The organism is Agrobacterium tumefaciens (assembly GCF_005221325.1).
In the GTDB taxonomy this organism is placed as follows: domain Bacteria; phylum Pseudomonadota; class Alphaproteobacteria; order Rhizobiales; family Rhizobiaceae; genus Agrobacterium.
This window is the reverse complement of record NZ_CP039889.1, coordinates 85951-102672: the sequence shown is the minus strand read 5'-3', so window position 1 is coordinate 102672 and position 16722 is coordinate 85951. Positions and strand designations below refer to the sequence as shown.

Annotated in this window: 12 protein-coding genes; 7 read left to right on the top strand and 5 right to left on the bottom strand. The window is 60.3% G+C overall.

All coding sequences use genetic code 11. From position 1 onward, the window contains the following. Positions 1 to 124: 124 nt before the first annotated feature. From CFBP5499_RS15455 to CFBP5499_RS15445, 3 genes are all read left to right on the top strand, one after another. Positions 125 to 454: a GCG_CRPN prefix-to-repeats domain-containing protein gene (locus CFBP5499_RS15455; protein ID WP_080829994.1), complete on the top strand. Its 330-nt coding sequence runs from the start codon at positions 125 to 127 to the stop codon at positions 452 to 454. A gap of 194 nt (positions 455 to 648) precedes the next feature. Then, positions 649 to 1344 carry a superoxide dismutase gene (locus CFBP5499_RS15450; protein WP_080830254.1) on the top strand — a complete coding sequence of 232 codons (696 nt, stop codon included), beginning with the start codon at positions 649 to 651 and terminating at the stop codon, positions 1342 to 1344. A gap of 114 nt (positions 1345 to 1458) precedes the next feature. Continuing rightward, positions 1459 to 2448 carry a Bug family tripartite tricarboxylate transporter substrate binding protein gene (locus tag CFBP5499_RS15445; protein ID WP_080829995.1) on the top strand — a complete coding sequence of 330 codons (990 nt, stop codon included), beginning with the start codon at positions 1459 to 1461 and terminating at the stop codon, positions 2446 to 2448. Positions 2449 to 2587: 139 nt separating this feature from the next. On the opposite strand, the gene CFBP5499_RS30055 is transcribed toward CFBP5499_RS15445, so the two are convergent. Beyond that, complete coding sequence (locus CFBP5499_RS30055; protein ID WP_130932566.1) at positions 2588 to 2824, bottom strand: hypothetical protein; 237 nt, start codon at positions 2822 to 2824, stop codon at positions 2588 to 2590. An 81-nt stretch (positions 2825 to 2905) separates the two neighbouring features. Between CFBP5499_RS30055 and CFBP5499_RS15440 the strand changes: the two genes are divergently transcribed. Continuing rightward, positions 2906 to 4708, top strand: coding sequence for an ABC transporter ATP-binding protein (locus CFBP5499_RS15440; RefSeq protein ID WP_080829996.1), 1803 nt, complete (start codon positions 2906 to 2908; stop codon positions 4706 to 4708). A gap of 181 nt (positions 4709 to 4889) precedes the next feature. Beyond that, complete coding sequence (locus CFBP5499_RS15435) at positions 4890 to 6491, top strand: ABC-F family ATP-binding cassette domain-containing protein (RefSeq protein WP_080829997.1); 1602 nt, start codon at positions 4890 to 4892, stop codon at positions 6489 to 6491. Here CFBP5499_RS15435 and CFBP5499_RS15430 read toward each other — a convergent pair. From CFBP5499_RS15430 to CFBP5499_RS15415, 4 genes are read right to left on the bottom strand one after another with little or no spacing between them, the layout of a single operon-like run. Then, positions 6485 to 7435 carry a Csu type fimbrial protein gene (locus tag CFBP5499_RS15430; protein ID WP_080829998.1) on the bottom strand — a complete coding sequence of 317 codons (951 nt, stop codon included), beginning with the start codon at positions 7433 to 7435 and terminating at the stop codon, positions 6485 to 6487. The genes CFBP5499_RS15435 and CFBP5499_RS15430 overlap by 7 nt on opposite strands. After that, the gene (locus tag CFBP5499_RS15425; protein WP_080829999.1) at positions 7432 to 9870 is read right to left on the bottom strand and encodes a fimbria/pilus outer membrane usher protein; all 2439 of its coding nucleotides are present in this window, start codon (positions 9868 to 9870) and stop codon (positions 7432 to 7434) included. The genes CFBP5499_RS15430 and CFBP5499_RS15425 overlap by 4 nt, the downstream gene beginning before the upstream one ends. After that, positions 9842 to 10558 (bottom strand): fimbrial biogenesis chaperone, encoded by a 717-nt coding sequence (locus CFBP5499_RS15420; protein WP_080830000.1) that lies wholly within the window; start codon positions 10556 to 10558, stop codon positions 9842 to 9844. The genes CFBP5499_RS15425 and CFBP5499_RS15420 overlap by 29 nt, the downstream gene beginning before the upstream one ends. Positions 10559 to 10579: 21 nt before the next feature. Further along, entirely contained in the window at positions 10580 to 11077 is a 498-nt protein-coding gene (locus tag CFBP5499_RS15415) for a Csu type fimbrial protein (protein ID WP_080830001.1), read from the bottom strand. A 363-nt stretch (positions 11078 to 11440) separates the two neighbouring features. Between CFBP5499_RS15415 and CFBP5499_RS15410 the strand changes: the two genes are divergently transcribed. Beyond that, the gene (locus CFBP5499_RS15410; RefSeq protein ID WP_080830003.1) at positions 11441 to 14230 is read left to right on the top strand and encodes a bifunctional aconitate hydratase 2/2-methylisocitrate dehydratase; all 2790 of its coding nucleotides are present in this window, start codon (positions 11441 to 11443) and stop codon (positions 14228 to 14230) included. Between the two features lie 410 nt (positions 14231 to 14640). Next, entirely contained in the window at positions 14641 to 16584 is a 1944-nt protein-coding gene (locus tag CFBP5499_RS15405; RefSeq protein WP_080830004.1) for a methyl-accepting chemotaxis protein, read from the top strand. The last annotated feature ends 138 nt before the right edge of the window (positions 16585 to 16722 follow it).

Sequence of the window (16722 nt, the reverse complement as noted above, 5' to 3'; positions counted from 1 at the left end):
CAGGCGCCGTGGGGCGAGCGCAGCTGCCGGCCTTAACCGCTGCCACGAAAAGATCACGATTCATTCAGCCACAGTTCACCCGGCCGGGCGCTAAATCCCCCCATCCCACAAGGAGGGAGATAAGATGCGCAAGATGATTTTAACTGCCGGATTGATTTTCGGCGCCCTGTTCGGCACCGGCGCGAATGCCATGCCTGTCGGCCAACCGTCCGCTCCTTCGGCATCCCACATTCAGACGGTGGATTATGCCTGCGGACGCGGCTTCCATCTGTCGCCGCGCGGTTATTGCCGCCCGAATGGCCCGCCACGTTATGAGCGCGGCTGGGACAGGCGCGATCGCTGGGAAGGCCGCCGGGAATGGCGCGAACGCCAGGCGAGACGGGAATGGCGTGAATGGCGCGATCGCCGGGACTACCGGGATTATCGCGACCGTCGCGACTATTATCGCTACTGATCGGGCAAGGCCCTCTCCAGCCGGGAGGGCCTTTCTTTTATGCATCGGTCAACTCATCCATCCGTCCCCGGCAGCGCGTCAACACAGCGTCGCACCCGCCGATCATCATGACCCGTGACAGATTTGCATCCGGCGAGGAAACCAGGGCCGTAGTTCGGGGTTAGTCCCATATCACCGTTCATGAGGAGGATATGATGGACATCACCAGACGCACCATTCTCACCGCCGGCGCCGCAATGGCCGCGGTCGCAATCTTTCCCCGCCCGCATGTCGCGCGGGCCGCACTGCCTTTGGCACAGCCGAAGCTTCCCTTCGCCGAGGCCGATCTGGCGCCGGTCATTTCGGCAAGAACGGTCGGCCTGCATTACGGAAAACACCACAAGGCCTATTTCGACAAGCTGAATACGCTTGCGGCCGGAACCCGCTATGCCGACATGGAACTGTCCGAGATCGTCAAGGAGTCGGCCAAATCGAAGGCGGCAGCGGATGTCAAAATCTTCAACAATGCCGCGCAGGCCTGGAACCACGTCGCCTATTGGGATCAATTCGTTCCGGGTGGGCCGAACCGGCCGACAGGCGATCTCGCTGCTTCCCTCAACGAGACCTTCGGAGACTATGACGGCTTCATCAAACGCGCGGTCGATGTGTCCGATACGGTGTTCGGCACCGGCTGGGTGTGGCTGACGCGTGGTGACGACAACAAGCTCGCGATGATCGGATATGAGGACGGCAACAACCCCGTGGCCGTCGGCCGTCCGGCCTATCTCGGCATTGATATCTGGGAACACGCCTATTACCTCGATTATGAAAACCGCAAGCCCGACCATATCCGCGCCGTGCTCGACAAGCTGGTCAACTGGCAGGTCGTCGAAGAGCGGATGAAGGCCTGACGGGTCTTTGCTGCTCAAAACCTGCCGGGATCGCCCGATACCCGGCGGGTTGCCCTGAGGTGCATTTTAGCTACTATGCGCGGATGGCGAGGAGGCCATGTATAAGGAGGGTTCATGATTTACCGGTCTTCAAAACGGCGCACCGTGTTGAAACTTGCCGCAGCAGCGGTGTCTTTCGGCATGATGGGAATGACGGCGAGTGCCGAGGGCTTTCCCGATCGAACGATCACGCTGGTCGTTCCTTTCGCGGCGGGCGGCTCCACCGACGTGGTGGCGCGTGTTATCGCGCAGAAGATGGGTGATGAACTCGGCCAGCAGATCGTGGTTGAAAATGTCGCCGGGGCCGGTGGCAATCTCGGCGCCGACCGGGTGGCCCGCGCCGAGCCTGATGGCTATACGATCCTGATGGGCACCGTTGCTACCCACGCGCTCAACCCGCTCATCCTCAAGACCAAGCCTTACGATCCGCAGAAGGATTTCGCGCCGGTCTCGCTGCTGGTGGTGGTTCCGAACGTGCTGGTGGTCAATCCGAAGCTCAACGTCAACAGCGTCGAGGAGCTGATCGCCCTCCTGAAGGCGGAGCCGGATAAATACGCCTATGCCTCTTCCGGCAATGGTACGCCGCTGCATCTTTCCGGTGAGCTGTTCAAGAGCATGGCGGGTGTCAGCATGCAGCATGTGCCCTACAAGGGGGCAGGCCCGGCGCTCAACGATCTTCTCGGCAACCAGATTTCCATCATGTTCGACAATCTGCCGTCCTCGTCAGGACATATAAAATCCGGCACCTTGCGGGCGCTCGGCGTTACCACCAAGGAGCGGGCTTCGTCCTTCCCGGATCTGCCGACGATTGCCGAAACCGTGCCGGGTTACGAGACCTATACCTGGAACGCACTCTTTGCACCCGCCGGCACGCCGGCCGATGTGGTCGACAAGCTGAACGCCGCCGCCAAGAAGGCGCTTGCCGATGCGGGCGTCGCCGCACGCATGGCGGATTTCAGCGCCAAGATCGTCGCCTCCTCACCGGATGAACTGAAAGACCACGTCGCAGCTGAGATCGCCAAGTGGGAACCGGTGGTCAAGAACGCGAATGTGCAGATGGACTGATAGGGAGCGGTAAATCTCGACTTCCGGCTCACCGCCGCGCATCCTGTCTGGCTGAGCGAAGGATGATGTTCACATCGAAAATCGTGGCCGCGCCCGGAGCGGCCACGATCATGACGACCGGTCGGCTGGTGTGTTATTTTCACATCACTTGCCACAAGGTTGCAAAAACCCGCTTGGCAAGGTCGAGCGGCTCAGCTACAAAATGCTCCACCGCGTCAGATCGAACAAAGGGAGGCGTTGCATGACACCAGCATTCATCAAAACCCTCCCGCAAGGTATGTCCCGACACTAGGTCATATCCATTCGCGGCCCGCCCTATGCGCGCCCGACATGCGGTTTGTTTTCCTTCATAGCCCGATTGATCTGACGGGATCATTTTGTCTCCCGCTTGGGCTGTGCCATCCAACTTCCGTTTTTGAGGACCGGTCGTCCTGTTTGCGGCGCCGGGCTGGTTAAAATGTCAAGCAAGAAGCTCGATTTCCGCGCCGATGCCTATCGCCATGTGCTCGGCTTTGTTTTCAACCATTGGAGCCACCGAAAGGCGCTCGTGGGTTTCATCATCGTGCTGGTGGTGGCCAGCACGCTCGCCGAGGTGATGGTGCCGGTCTTTTCCGGCCGGATCGTTGATGCCATCGCTGGTGACAATGGTGGCGCCAATGCGGCTGATGGCGCGCTGCGCGCCTTCGTCATCGTGGTGGCGCTTGGCTTTACCAGCGTTGTGCTGCGCTGGTTCATCTTCAACGGCATCATCCGGCTGACGCTGAAGACCATGGCGGATGTCACCAATAACGGCTTCCACAAGGTGCAGCGTTTCTCCACCGACTGGCACGCCAACAGCTTTGCCGGCTCGACGGTGCGCAAGATCACGCGCGGCATGTGGGCACTGGATTCGCTCAACGACCTGCTGCTCGTCGCGCTCCTGCCCTCTATCGTCATGCTGGTGGGCGCCACCATCGTGCTCGGCAGTTACTGGCCGGTGATGGGTCTGATCGTCGGCCTCGGCTCGCTGATCTATATCGGCGTCACGGTCGGGCTTTCGATGGGGTATGTGTCGCCGGCGGCACGGCTTGCCAATGCCTGGGACACCCGGCTTGGCGGCGCGCTGGCAGATGCGATCAGCTGCAACGCGGTGGTCAAGGCCTTCGGTGCCGAAACCCGCGAAGAAGAGCGGCTTGGCCATGTGCTGGTGAAATGGGACAACCGGACGCGCAGAACCTGGAAACGCGGTACGCTGAACGGCACGATCCAGAGCTTCATGATGGTTTCGATGCAGGCGGGCATCCTCGGCACCGGCCTCATCATGTGGCAGAAGGGTCTGGCGACCGCCGGCGACATCACCTTCGTGCTGGCCATGTTCTTCGTGCTGCAGGGTTATCTGCGCGATGTGGGCCAGGATATCCGCAACCTCCAACGCGCCGTCAACGACATGGAAGAGCTGGTGCTCCTCGACAAGATGCCGCTGGGTGTCGAAGACAGGCCGGATGCCAAGCGGATCAATATCGGCAAGGGCGAGATCGTCTTCGATCACGTCACCTTCCAGTATGGTGCGCATGCAACCCCGCTTTATGAGGACTTCTCGGTCACCATCAAGCCGGGCGAGCGTGTGGGTCTGGTCGGTCATTCCGGTTCGGGCAAGACGACCTTCGTCAAGCTCATCCAGCGCCTTTACGACATAAAGGCGGGGGCCATCCGCATTGACGGACAGAACATCGCCGATGTCACGCAGGCAAGCCTGCGCGGCCAGATCGCCATCGTGCAGCAGGAACCCATCCTGTTCCACCGCACGCTGGCGGAAAACATCGCCTATGGCCGGCCGGATGCCTCGCGTCGTGAGATCGAGCAGGCGGCGAAACAGGCGAGCGCCCATGATTTCATCATGTCCCTGCCCAAGGGATATGAGACCATGGTGGGCGAACGCGGCGTCAAGCTGTCGGGCGGCGAGCGCCAGCGTGTCGCCATCGCCCGCGCCTTTCTGGCAGATGCGCCGGTGCTGATCCTGGACGAGGCGACATCGAGCCTCGACAGCGAAAGCGAAGTGCAGATCCAGCAGGCGATGGAACGGCTGATGGATGGCCGCACCACGCTCGTCATCGCCCACCGTCTTTCCACGGTCCGGGCGCTCGACCGGCTGCTGGTGTTCGACAAGGGCAGGATTGTCGAAGAGGGTGACCATCAGGCGCTGATCCGGCTCCATGACGGCATCTACCGCCGGCTGTTCGAACGACAGGCGCTGGAACTGACCAAGGGCCTGGTGGCCTGAAAAAAAAGAAACGCCGGGGGCATCCTCCCGGCGTTTCCTCCGGAACACTGAACCTACGTCACGAACGCGCCGCTTTGTTCGCGTAAGGGCGTTTTATCCGCAATACCAACAGGATGGTGCACCATGGATTTCAACCCGATCACAAAGCCGCAACGCCTTGTCATCAGGAGAACCCGTATCCATGCCGCATTCCATCACCCTTTCAGACCTCTCGTGGGCCACACCTGACGGTCATCCGCTTTTTTCCAACATCAATCTTCGCTTCGGCCTTGAACGCGTTGGCCTTGTGGGGCGCAACGGTGTCGGCAAGACGACGCTTCTGAAGCTGATCACCGGTGAGCTGCTGCCATCAACAGGCACGGTCTCCGTTTCCGGCAGGATCAGCGTACTGCGGCAAAGCGTGCAGGTCGGCGACGATGACACCATCGCCGACCTGTTCGAGGCGCGCCATGCGCTGCAGGTGCTTTCGCGCGCACAGGCGGGAATGGCGACGCTCGAGGAACTCGGCGATGTCGACTGGATGCTGGAGGAGACGATTGCCGAGGCGCTGGCCTGGGTCGAGCTCGATGCATCACCCGCCACACCGCTTTCCGCGCTCTCGGGCGGGCAACGCACACGGGCAGCGCTTGCCGCACAGATCCACGCCGCGCCGGATTTCCTGATTCTCGACGAACCGACCAACAATCTCGATCGCGACGGTCGCATCTTCGTCGCCGATTTCCTGGCGGTCTGGCGTGGCGGAGCCATCGTGGTCAGCCATGATCGCGAACTTCTCGAAACGATCGATGCCATCGTCGAGATGACCTCGCTCGGCGCCGCCCGTTATGGCGGAAACTGGAGCCAATACCGCGCGCAAAAGGCGTTGGAACTGGCTGCTGCCGAACAGGACCTTGCCAGCGCTCAAAAACGCCTGTCCGAGGTCAGGAAGAAGTCGCAGGAGACGTTGGAACGCAAGGCGCGCCGCGATGCGAAGGGTGCCGCAAAAGCGGCGAAGGGCGATATGCCGCGCATCGTTACGGGTGGCATGAAAAGGCGCGCTGAAAAGACGAGCGGCGATAATGCCAATCTCGCCAGCCGCCTGAAAGCCGAAGCGACGGATGATTTGCGGATGGCGCGTGAAAGTATTGAAATCATGCAGGAGGTCACCGTCACCCTGCCGCCGAGCGGCTTGCACGCGACGAAAACCGTGCTGAGCCTGCAAAAGCTGGCGGCGGGAAATTCTGCCGACCGTCCCGTGCTTGCCGATCTGTCATTCGAGATCACCGGTCCGCAACGGGTCGCCGTCACCGGTCCGAATGGATCTGGAAAAACGACGTTGCTGTCCGTGATAACAGGGGATTTGCCACCCTTTGCAGGGAGGGTTCATCTCGGTGTCAAAGCGGCGTTTCTCGACCAGCAGGTCAGCCTGCTGGATGCGGGGCTGTCGATCCGCGAGAACTTCCTCAAGCTCAATCCGCAATCGGGGGAAAATGCCTGCCGGGCAGCGCTTGCGCGTTTCATGTTCCGCGCTGACGCCGCCTTGCAGAATGTCGGAACACTGTCGGGCGGTCAGATGCTGCGCGCCGGCCTTGCCTGTGTCCTCGGTGGTCCGCAGCCGCCGCAATTGTTGATCCTTGATGAGCCGACGAACCACCTGGATATCGATTCCATCGCCGCCGTGGAGGCGGGCCTCAGAGCCTATGATGGTGCCTTGCTGGTCGTCAGCCATGATGAGGCGTTTCTCACCGGCCTCGGCATCGACCGACGGATTGAACTTGGGGTGTTATCCCGCGCGCGTCAGTAGTTCACCGTCACGACGACCGTATCGGCGTAATTTCCCGGTGCCGGCGTGTTCTGCACCGGCACGCGCCCATAGACGGTCAAAGTCTGTAGGCTGCCGTTCCCGGTGCCGGTGGCGATTTGCCCGGCAGCGCTTCCCCACACATTGGTGCGGCTTATATCGCGATAGAGACCGTAGATGATCGACGCCGCACCTTGCACCATCTGGCGCGCGGCGGGCGGGCTGTTGCTCAGGCCGCCATTCAGCGCCACACTGTAGTTCAGGCCATTGGTGCAGGTGAGATTGACGGCGCCGTTCGCATCGACCGCCGTGTTGAGCACGCCGTGACTGCCGAAGTTGATGTTCTGAGCCGAGATGATGCAGGTGGGCGCCACGGCGGCCGACACGGTGAATGGCACCTGGGTGGGGTTCTGGGTGATGGAGGAGCAGCTCGGTGGAATGAGGGTATAGCTTGTATAAGTGAAACTGGTCTCTGCTCCGGCAAAGCTGGAGAGATAAAGTCCGCGCGCCGCCGAGGACTGGCTCGCATTGATCCGACCATAGACTGTGCGGCTGGCGGTGTTGATCAGCGGCGACAGCAGCAGATCGATCGGCGGAGGCGATCCGAGTGCTGGCTGCGTGATCGATCCCCAAGAGGTTGTTCGGGCGGAATTCTGATAGAGCTGGTAATTGAGGATGTTGCTGCCCTGAAGCATCCGGCGGATGCCGCCCGACTGTCCGCCGCTGCCGGCATTGATGTTGGGGCAGATGCGAATGGAAAGCGCCAGCGACAATGGGTTGTTGCAGGTTACTGACAATGTCGCCGTGGTGTCCACGGCTGCGCCGCCCGCGAGGTTGACGAAGCCGAAATTCATATCCGACATGCTGAAGGTGCAGCTTTGCGCCAGAACCGGAGAGGCGGCGAAAGAGGCGGCGATGGCAAGCGCAGCGCGGATCGGGACCTTCATTGAACGCTCCTGCATAGGGTTTCGAGAGTTGCGCGTTGAGCGCCTGCGGCGGGAACGGTGATTTCGGCCTCACATTTTCCCCTGGTGGGTTGCGTGATGCTGAGCCGATGGGTTTCGCCGATATTGTCGAGATAGGCCTGCCCGTCATAGCCGACCATGAATTCGCGCTTGCCGTCTATCGTGCCGGTCGATCCGGTTTCTATGAAGTCACCGCTCTCGGTCTTCAGTGTCACCAGCGCCACCTGGCCCTCGGTTTCCACCTTGAAGTTGACAACTGCGCCGGCCCGCTCGGTCGGCCGCACGGTCTGTTTCGTGTGGTCGATGCGGGCATCGACCGGCAGATTGCTGGGGTCGAGCGTGATGTTGTTGATGTCGTAGGAGCGCAAGTTCGGCAGCAATATCTTGCCGCGGCGGTTCGTCTGGCCTATCGGGCGGTTTTCCAGAAGTATATCGACACCGGGCGCGCCCGCATCCACAACGGCGAAGGCGTCATCGATCCGGTTTCCGATAAAGACATCGCCGCCGGCGAGCGCGATCGATCCTTCGATCTGGGCATAGGCCTGTGTCGTGCGGTTGAACTGGTCGATGCCGGCCGAAACGCGTGCGGCACTTCCGCGATAGCTGCCGGATGCGGAGGCCATGTCGTTGCCGCCGAGCGCCCCGCGCAGCCGCCAGCCGTAACTCCCTTCCGCCTGTTCTTCGGATTTCACGACTTCCGCCGTCAGCGAATATCCATCAGCATTGGACGACATGCCGGCGGAGCCCGAGACGCCGCCGCCGAACGACCAGGAGAGGCCGGCAAAAATGCCGTAGGAGTTGCTGTCTTCGAGGTCCTTATAGGCGGTAATGAAGATATTGCCGTTTTCGCCAAAGGGCCGCGTGGCGGAGAGACCGAGAAGGCGGGACCGGCGCTCATCGAAGGTTTCGAGCTGGGTGTAGGAGAAGTTGAGGCTCGTTTCATCGAAACCCAGCTGCGTGGAAACGGAAATCTGGTCGAGGGCGCGGGGCGGTCTCACGCTCAGCAGCCCGGATATTGGCTGGATTTTCGATGTATTGGCGGAAACGGAGGCCATGTCGTTATAGTCGCCGAATGCTCGTTGCGATCGTGCATTAAGTCTCACCCCGAGCAGTTCGGCCTCGACGCTTGCGGAAAGTTGATAGCCGCTTTCGTCGCCGAAACGGCTGGATGCGCCGGAGATTGCCGCCAATCCATGGGCTCCGAGCGTGAAGACACCGCCAAGGCCGATATTGTAGAAATCCTCGCCGCCTTCCGCATGGCCTTCGACCGTGAACCCGTCCGATACGCCGTAACGCACCGTCGCCGATCCGAGCAGCCTGTCGTCGTAATCGAAGGACGAGGTTCCGTAGTCGCGCCGGGCAAAACCGAGTTCGGCCGAGAAATCGACAAGACCCTGCGCCAGCAGGTCAGGCGAGGTATAAAATGGCGTTTCCGACACGATTTCGCGGCCGAGCGCATCCCGCACCACCAGTCTTGCATTGCCCGCGCCGCTGATGACGGGAAGATTGGTGATGGAGAAGGGGCCTTCCGGCACATCCTGCGACAGGCGGCGGATATTGTTGACATAGACATCGACCGTGGAGGGCACGGCGGCGGAACCGGCAAATTCGGGCATGGGCATGGTGATGATATCCGGCCGCAGATCGAAATTTCGGCGGATTTGCAGGCCGCCCAGCCGGGTCGGCCGGGTCCAGCTCAGCCCGCCCGTGATCAGGTCACCGGCGCGATAGGTCGTCAGCGTTTCTTCGTTCGAATAGCTCCAGGTGGTATCGAGGCGCTGCGTATCGAATTCAGACAGGCGCGACGTGCTCAGAACCTGGGACGAGGACAATACGCCGAGCGGGCCGAAAACCCGGCTTTCCAGAAGGGCGGAAACGCCGTTGAAATCGGCGATGTCAGACCATGTGCCACCGCCGGACGAGCCGTAGATCGTGTAATTCACCAGACCTCCAAAGTTGCTCGCGGCCTTTTCCTCGGTCTCTTCGCCTTCTTCGTGCGTGCTTTTGCCTGACGCGTCGATCACCTTGCTCGCCCGTGCCGCCATAGGCAGGGTGAAATGCACGGACTGGGTGCTTTCATCGTAACGCGCCGTCACTCCGGGCAGCCGGGAGACATCGATCCAGCCATCCGCGCCAATTGCGCTCTCGACCGGGGAAATCCCTATATTCTTCAGCTGATCCGGCTCGATGAGAAGCGATCCGGCGTCGTTTTGGCGAAATGTCGCGATCAGGTCTGTCGAAACATCATTGATGTAGACTTCGAGCTGCAATTGTCCCGCTTCTCCTGCGGCAACAGAAGGCGCTGCTGCCGCAGGGGGAATATCCTGCGCCATGGAGAAGCTGCCCGAAAAAAAGACCGTCAAACCGGCAATCGTCAAAACGGCAAGGTCAGCCGCCCGAGACGCGCGCCGTCGCATTGACGGGGCCGCCTTCGCTGTCTGCCGAAATCTTCAACGTGCCGCCAGCCTTGCCGCCCGTTGCAGGAACGAGGAAGGTTGCGGCGGATTTGCCGAGTACATAACCCACCAGCCCCTGCTGGCGGCCAACCGGCTGGCCGTTGCCGCTTGACAGTATCAGGTTGGCGATCCTGATGCGCCTTTCGCCTGCGTTCGACACAGAGACCTTGTAACCCTTGCCCTGCGGCGTCACTTTCCAGACTGGCTCTGCGTCACCGGTGGAAGCGGGCGAGAAGAAGACGGGTATGGAGTGGCGGACCACCAGATTGACGGTGCCGGATTGCGGTTTTCCCGCCGGCGGCAATTCGTCGACGATGATGCGGTAACTTTCCTCCGCCCTGACGGGTGTTTTGGAGAGCCGGACAATGCGGATGAGATTTTCCGCGCCGCCCTTCAGCTGCGTCATCGGCGGGCTGGCGACGACGTCGTTCACCGCCGTGTAGACGTCCTGGCCGTTCTGCTGGGTCCAGCGGAAAATCCGGACCTGCACGTTGATCGGGGTTTTTGCATCGTTCCAGATGCGAAGGCTGGAGGCCGCTGTCGGGGCCTTGAGATCGAGAAGAACGGGGGCGACCCGTAAGGATGCAGCCTGTGAAGGTGAGACACTCAAACCGGCAAAAAACGCAGCCGCTAAGGTAAAAAGACGCATGCGCGATCCTCCCTATGGCGATCAGTAATTGAGCGTGGCCGTCACCGTATCGGTATAGACGCCGACCGCAGGTGTCGTCTGGGCAGGTACGCGCCCAAAGACAGTGAAATTCTGTGGCGCCCCGGTTCCCGTGCCCGTTTGCCGGTCCGTTCCCACGGTATTTCCCCACACCGTGCTATGTGCCGCAGTCGTATAAAGCGAGTAGGAAATGGTCGCACCCGCAGTCGATGTCATCAGCCGGTTGGCAACCGTCGCGCCCGAGCCGGCGCCGGCGCTGAGACCGAGGCTGAACGGCGTGCTAGCAGTGCATTGCACGACGATCTGGCTGGTGGCGTCGATCGGCGCGCCGATCACGCCGTTGGTCCCGAAATCGAGGTTGCCGGCCGAGTTGATCTGGCATGCCGCCTGAATGGTGATCTGAACGTTGAAATTTGTCGAGGCGACCTGCGCAAGGCCTGATGCCGGTGTAAGAACCAGTGCCGCCAGCGATAACAAGTAGCTTGATGTCGAAAACTTCATGCTGCCTCCCAAGCTGTCGCGCTGCCGATTTGTCCGGGGCGCGCCCTCCAATCACGCCAATAACAGGTAATTAGAATGATCTAATATTCGCGCTGATTTGGTTAACAAATCCTTAATGTGAAAGGCCCGAAAAACCACTGGCTGAAACATGCCGGTTGCCACAATCGAAAGTATAGTGCCTGGGCAGATCCGGGGGCTCGGGAGCGATGCTAATCCCGTCTACGGGTTTTTTACTGAAATGCACCATCTTGTCAGCCGGCCCCGGTTGGCGTACTCGAAATTGGTAGAAACCCGGGCCGTTGAGCAATACCGTTGGGTGGCGCTCAGTATCGGCTTAATAGACATCATGACGTTGGGATTGCGATGAACCTTTACCTGGATTACCTGGCTGAAATCAAAAGCAGAGAAACACTGGGTCTCGCGCCCAAACCCATCGATGACGGCGCGCTGACGGCCGAAATCATCGAGCTTATCAAGGATGCCGGCAGCGAACACCGCGCCGATGCGCTGAGGTTCTTCATCTACAACACCCTGCCGGGCACCACGAGTGCTGCCGGCGTCAAGGCTGCCTTCCTGAAGCAGATCATCCTTGGTGAAGTGCTGGTGCCGGAAATCACGCCTTCCTTCGCTCTGGAACTGCTTTCGCACATGAAGGGCGGCCCGTCGATCAAGGTGCTGCTCGATATCGCGCTCGGTAACGATGCCGCGATCGCCGCCAAAGCGGGTGACGTGCTGAAGACCCAGGTCTTCCTTTACGACGCTGACATGTTCCGCCTGCGCGACGCCTACAAGGCAGGCAGCGCCATCGCCAGAGACGTTCTGGAAAGCTACGCCAAGGCCGAATTCTTCACCAAGCTTCCCGATGTCGATGACGAGATCAAGATCGTCACCTTCATCGCCGCCGAAGGCGATATTTCCACCGACCTTCTGTCGCCCGGCAACCAGGCGCATTCGCGCTCCGACCGCCAGCTGCACGGCCAGTGTATGATCTCGCCGGAAGCGCAGGCGGAAATCGTCGCGCTCCAGCAGCAGCACCCCGACAAGCGGGTGATGTTGATCGCCGAAAAGGGCACGATGGGCGTCGGCTCGTCGCGCATGTCAGGCGTCAACAACGTGGCGCTGTGGACCGGCAAGCAGGCCAGCCCCTATGTGCCCTTCGTCAATTACGCGCCGATCGTCGCCGGCACCAACGGTATTTCGCCGATTTTCGCCACCACCGTCGATGTGACGGGTGGTATCGGCATCAACCTGAAGAACTGGGTGAAGAAGCTCGGTGAAGATGGCAAGCCGATCCTCAACAATGACGGCAATCCGATCCTCGAGCAGAAATATTCGGTCGAAACCGGCACCGTTCTCAAAATCGACGCCAAGAACCGCAAGCTGCGGGACGAGAACGGCACCGAACTGGTGGACCTCGCTTCTTCATTCACGCCGCAGAAGATGGAATTCATGAAGGCCGGCAGCTCGTATGCCATCGTCTTCGGCAAGAAGCTCCAGACATTCGCGGCCGAGACGCTCGGCGTCGAGGCGACCCCGGTCTTTGCACCGAACAAGGAAATTTCGATCGAAGGTCAGGGCCTCACCGCCGTCGAGAAGATTTTCAACCGCAATGCCGTCGGCGTCACGCCCGGCAAGGTGCTGCACGCCGGTTCAGACGTGCGCGTCAAGGTCAACATCGTCGGTTCGCAGGATACGACCGGTCTGATGACCGCACAGGAACTGGAAGCGATGGCGGCCACCGTCATTTCGCCGCTGGTCGACGGCGCCTACCAGTCGGGCTGCCACACGGCTTCGGTTTGGGACAAGAAGGCGCAGGCTAACACGCCGAAGCTCATGTCCTTCATGCACAATTTCGGCGTTATCACCGGCCGTGACCCGAAGGGCGTCTATCATTCGATGACGGACGTGATCCACAAGGTGTTGAACGACATCACCGTGGACGATCGTGCGATCATCATCGGCGGCGACAGCCACACCCGTATGTCCAAGGGCGTGGCCTTCGGTGCTGACTCCGGCACCGTCGCGCTGGCGCTGGCAACGGGCGAGGCGACCATGCCGATCCCGCAATCGGTCAAGGTCACCTTCAAGGGCACGATGCAGCCTTACATGGACTTCCGCGACGTGGTGCATGCCACGCAGGCGCAGATGCTTCAGCAGCATGGCGACAACGTCTTCCAGGGCCGCATCATCGAAGTCCACATCGGCACGCTGCTCGCCGATCAGGCCTTCACCTTCACCGACTGGACGGCCGAAATGAAGGCCAAGGCGTCGATCTGCATTTCCGAGGACGAGACGCTGATCGAGTCGCTCGAAATCGCCAAGTCGCGCATTCAGATCATGATCGACAAGGGCATGGATAATGCCGCCCAGACGCTCAAGGGCCTGATTGACAAGGCGGATCAGCGTATTGCCGAAATCCGCTCGGGCGAAAAGCCGGCTCTGAAGCCGGACGCCAACGCGAAATATTTCGCTGAAGTTGTGGTTGATCTCGACGTCATCAATGAGCCGATGATCGCTGACCCTGACGTCAACAACAACGACGTCTCCAGACGCTACACGCACGACACGATCCGCCCTGTTTCCTATTATGGCGCAAACAAGAAGGTCGATCTCGGTTTCGTCGGCTCCTGCATGGTGCATAAGGGCGACGTGAAGATCGTTGCGCAAATGCTGCGCAACATGGAAAAGACCGAAGGCAAGGTCGAGTTCAAAGCGCCACTCGTCGTTGCCGCCCCGACCTACAACATCATCGATGAGTTGAAAGAGGAAGGGGATTGGGAAATCCTGCAGAAATATTCCGGCTTCGAATTCGATGACATCAACCCGAAGACCTCGAACCGTACCGAATATGAAAACATCCTCTATCTGGAGCGTCCCGGCTGCAACCTGTGCATGGGCAACCAGGAGAAGGCTGCGAAGGGCGATACGGTTCTCGCAACCTCGACCCGTCTCTTCCAGGGCCGTGTCGTGGAAGACAGCGCCGACAAGAAGGGTGAATCGCTCCTGGCGTCCACCCCGGTCGTGGTGCTCTCTGCAATTCTTGGCCGCACGCCGAGCATCGAGGAGTATCGCTCTGCCGTCGAAGGGATCGACCTGACGAAGTTCGCTCCGCCCAAGACAACCCCGATCGATTCCCAGTCGGTGCATTACTAAGCATCGGATTTCGCAGGCCTCGGCCTGCGAATGTGGGCCAGCCGACCGGCATCAGATGAATGAACGCAGCGGAAAGCGATTTCCGCTGCGTTTTCATTTGTATGGAGACGATTTTTTATAATTTACTGTAACGGCAGAAAAGCGTTTTTGCGTGCCGAATTGTCAGCACTTGCATGGCTCGGGTAACACTTCATTTAGTGATTTTGTGAAATCTAAAATACGCAGGTTCCAAGGGTTCATCCGGAGCCGGTAGAACAAGCCGTGCTACCTTTGAGCTGCCCCGGCGGCGGTTCAAAACGCATCCGCTTGTCGCCCTATGAGGAGGGGCAACAGCTACCCGCGATGTTTCATCATCTGGTTCCCCGGCCTCTCTTATGTGCGGCTGGCGAGCGCTTGCCTTGAGGCCATTCATGTCTTTCCTGAAGAATACCAAGATAAAAACGAAGGTCGTTTTTGTCATCTCGTTGATGAGCCTGATGTCGCTTTCCGGAATAAGCTACGTCAGCCTGCAATATAAAAGCACCGATGCCGTCTATAGCGATTTCATCGGTCATGAGGCCCTTGCTGCGGTGCTGAATGCCAGAACCAGCGGCAATCTCAATGCGCTCGGCATGCAGATGCTGCGCGCCAGCCTCAATGACCCGGCGAGCAGCGATTTCGAAGCTGCGGTCAAAACCTTCAGGGCGGACCGCAAGCAGCTCGAAGAGCGCCAGAACAAGATCATGGAGCTGGTGCCGGCGCGCACGGATGCCGCCCGCGACATCCTCAAGGGTGTTGTCGAGGTCGAGGAGATCGGCAATCAGGTCATAACCCTCATGCAGGCGGGCAAGCAGGCTGAAGCGCAGCAGATGGCGCTCAACGTACTCAGGAAGATAACCGAGGTCTCGCCGAAGATCAGTGCGGGCAACGAGCAGCTCATCCAGGTCATGAATGATGGCAGGGAGCGTTTGTCTGCCAGCACCAACACGACGATCTGGACGGGTCTCATCACCCTCGCACTGGTGTCTCTCGCCCTGATTGCGCTTGGTCTGCTGGTCTCGTCGCGCGGCATTACCACGCCGATTGCGCGGCTTCGCGCCCGCATGGAAGCACTCGCCGCCGGTGATACCGCAAGCGAGATTGACGGCATGGACCGCAGGGATGAAGTCGGCCAGATGGCTGCCACCGTGCAGGCCTTCCGCGAAAACGCCATCGCGCGCGTGCGGCTCGAGAATGAAACCGAAGCCAACCGGTCCATGTCCGAGAAAGATCGGATCGAGCGCGAAAAACAGAAGGCGCAGGAGGCTGCGGACGTTCAGTTCGCCGTCAGCAATCTCGCCACGGCGCTCTCCAGGATCGCTGAAGGTGACGTGACCTACCGCATTGCCCAGCCTTTCGTGCCGAGCCTTGACGGTATTCGCGGTGACTTCAACCGGGCTGCGGAACAGCTGCAATCGACGCTGACACAGGTGGCGCAGAATGCACGCGGCATCGATGCCGGCGCCAATGAGATCAGGTCCGCCGCAGACGATCTGGCCAGACGCACGGAGCAGCAGGCTGCGGCGGTTGAAGAAACGGCAGCGGCTCTGGAAGAAATCACCACGACGGTGAAGGACTCCACCAAGCGGGCCCAGGAAGCTGGCCACCTCGTTGGCCGCGCGAAAATCGGTGCGGAAAAATCCGGAGAAGTGGTTCAGAAGGCCGTCTCAGCGATGGAGCAGATCGCGACCTCCGCTAATGAGATTTCCAACATTATCGGCGTCATTGACGAGATCGCCTTCCAGACCAACCTTCTGGCGCTGAATGCCGGCGTGGAAGCAGCCCGTGCGGGCGATGCGGGCAAGGGCTTTGCCGTCGTCGCGCAGGAGGTTCGCGAACTAGCGCAGCGTTCCGCCAATGCGGCCAAGGAGATCAAGAACCTGATCACGACGTCGAACGGGCAGGTTCAGCAGGGCGTGCAACTGGTTGGTGAAACCGGCAAGGCGCTGGAACTGATCGTGACTGAAGTGCAGGAAATCAACCGGCACGTCGCCGCCATCTCGGAATCGGCACAGGAACAATCCTCCGGCCTGCAGCAGATCAATACGGCTGTGAACCAGATGGATCAGGACACTCAGAAGAACGCCGCCATGGTGGAAGAAAGCACCGCGGCAAGCCATGGCCTCGCCCGCGAGGCATCGTCGCTCAACCGGCTGATTGCGCAGTTCAAGCTCTCTGAAGCCGGTTATGCGGAAACCTCAGCACCCATGCGCACGGCATCGGCGGCCGACAGGCCGGCCGCTTCGCCCGCCCGTGCCCTCGGTGGAAGGATCAGAGCTGCGTTCTCCGGCAATGCCGCGTTGAATACCGCTGCGGACAACTGGGAGGAATTCTGAGCCTCAACCGCTTTCAGCCCTTGCATCCGGCAGGGCGCTGAGGGCATCGTTTCAGACATGGACACCGGGGATCAGGCTCTGATCTCCGGTGTTCTGCTTTTTACCTGCGTCGGCACTGAGCCGCCCCCGTTCTTTGCC

What these genes read in the sequence shown, in the direction of transcription:
- CFBP5499_RS30055 (WP_130932566.1), bottom strand. Translation starts at nt 2,824, where the DNA reads ATGATCCCGTCAGATCAATCGGGCTATGAAGGAAAACAAACCGCATGT.
- CFBP5499_RS15435 (WP_080829997.1), top strand. Translation starts at nt 4,890, where the DNA reads ATGCCGCATTCCATCACCCTTTCAGACCTCTCGTGGGCCACACCTGAC.
- CFBP5499_RS15450 (WP_080830254.1), top strand. Translation starts at nt 649, where the DNA reads ATGGACATCACCAGACGCACCATTCTCACCGCCGGCGCCGCAATGGCC.
- CFBP5499_RS15445 (WP_080829995.1), top strand. Translation starts at nt 1,459, where the DNA reads ATGATTTACCGGTCTTCAAAACGGCGCACCGTGTTGAAACTTGCCGCA.
- CFBP5499_RS15430 (WP_080829998.1), bottom strand. Translation starts at nt 7,435, where the DNA reads ATGAAGGTCCCGATCCGCGCTGCGCTTGCCATCGCCGCCTCTTTCGCC.
- CFBP5499_RS15415 (WP_080830001.1), bottom strand. Translation starts at nt 11,077, where the DNA reads ATGAAGTTTTCGACATCAAGCTACTTGTTATCGCTGGCGGCACTGGTT.
- CFBP5499_RS15410 (WP_080830003.1), top strand. Translation starts at nt 11,441, where the DNA reads ATGAACCTTTACCTGGATTACCTGGCTGAAATCAAAAGCAGAGAAACA.
- CFBP5499_RS15420 (WP_080830000.1), bottom strand. Translation starts at nt 10,558, where the DNA reads ATGCGTCTTTTTACCTTAGCGGCTGCGTTTTTTGCCGGTTTGAGTGTC.
- CFBP5499_RS15455 (WP_080829994.1), top strand. Translation starts at nt 125, where the DNA reads ATGCGCAAGATGATTTTAACTGCCGGATTGATTTTCGGCGCCCTGTTC.
- CFBP5499_RS15405 (WP_080830004.1), top strand. Translation starts at nt 14,641, where the DNA reads ATGTCTTTCCTGAAGAATACCAAGATAAAAACGAAGGTCGTTTTTGTC.
- CFBP5499_RS15440 (WP_080829996.1), top strand. Translation starts at nt 2,906, where the DNA reads ATGTCAAGCAAGAAGCTCGATTTCCGCGCCGATGCCTATCGCCATGTG.
- CFBP5499_RS15425 (WP_080829999.1), bottom strand. Translation starts at nt 9,870, where the DNA reads ATGCGACGGCGCGCGTCTCGGGCGGCTGACCTTGCCGTTTTGACGATT.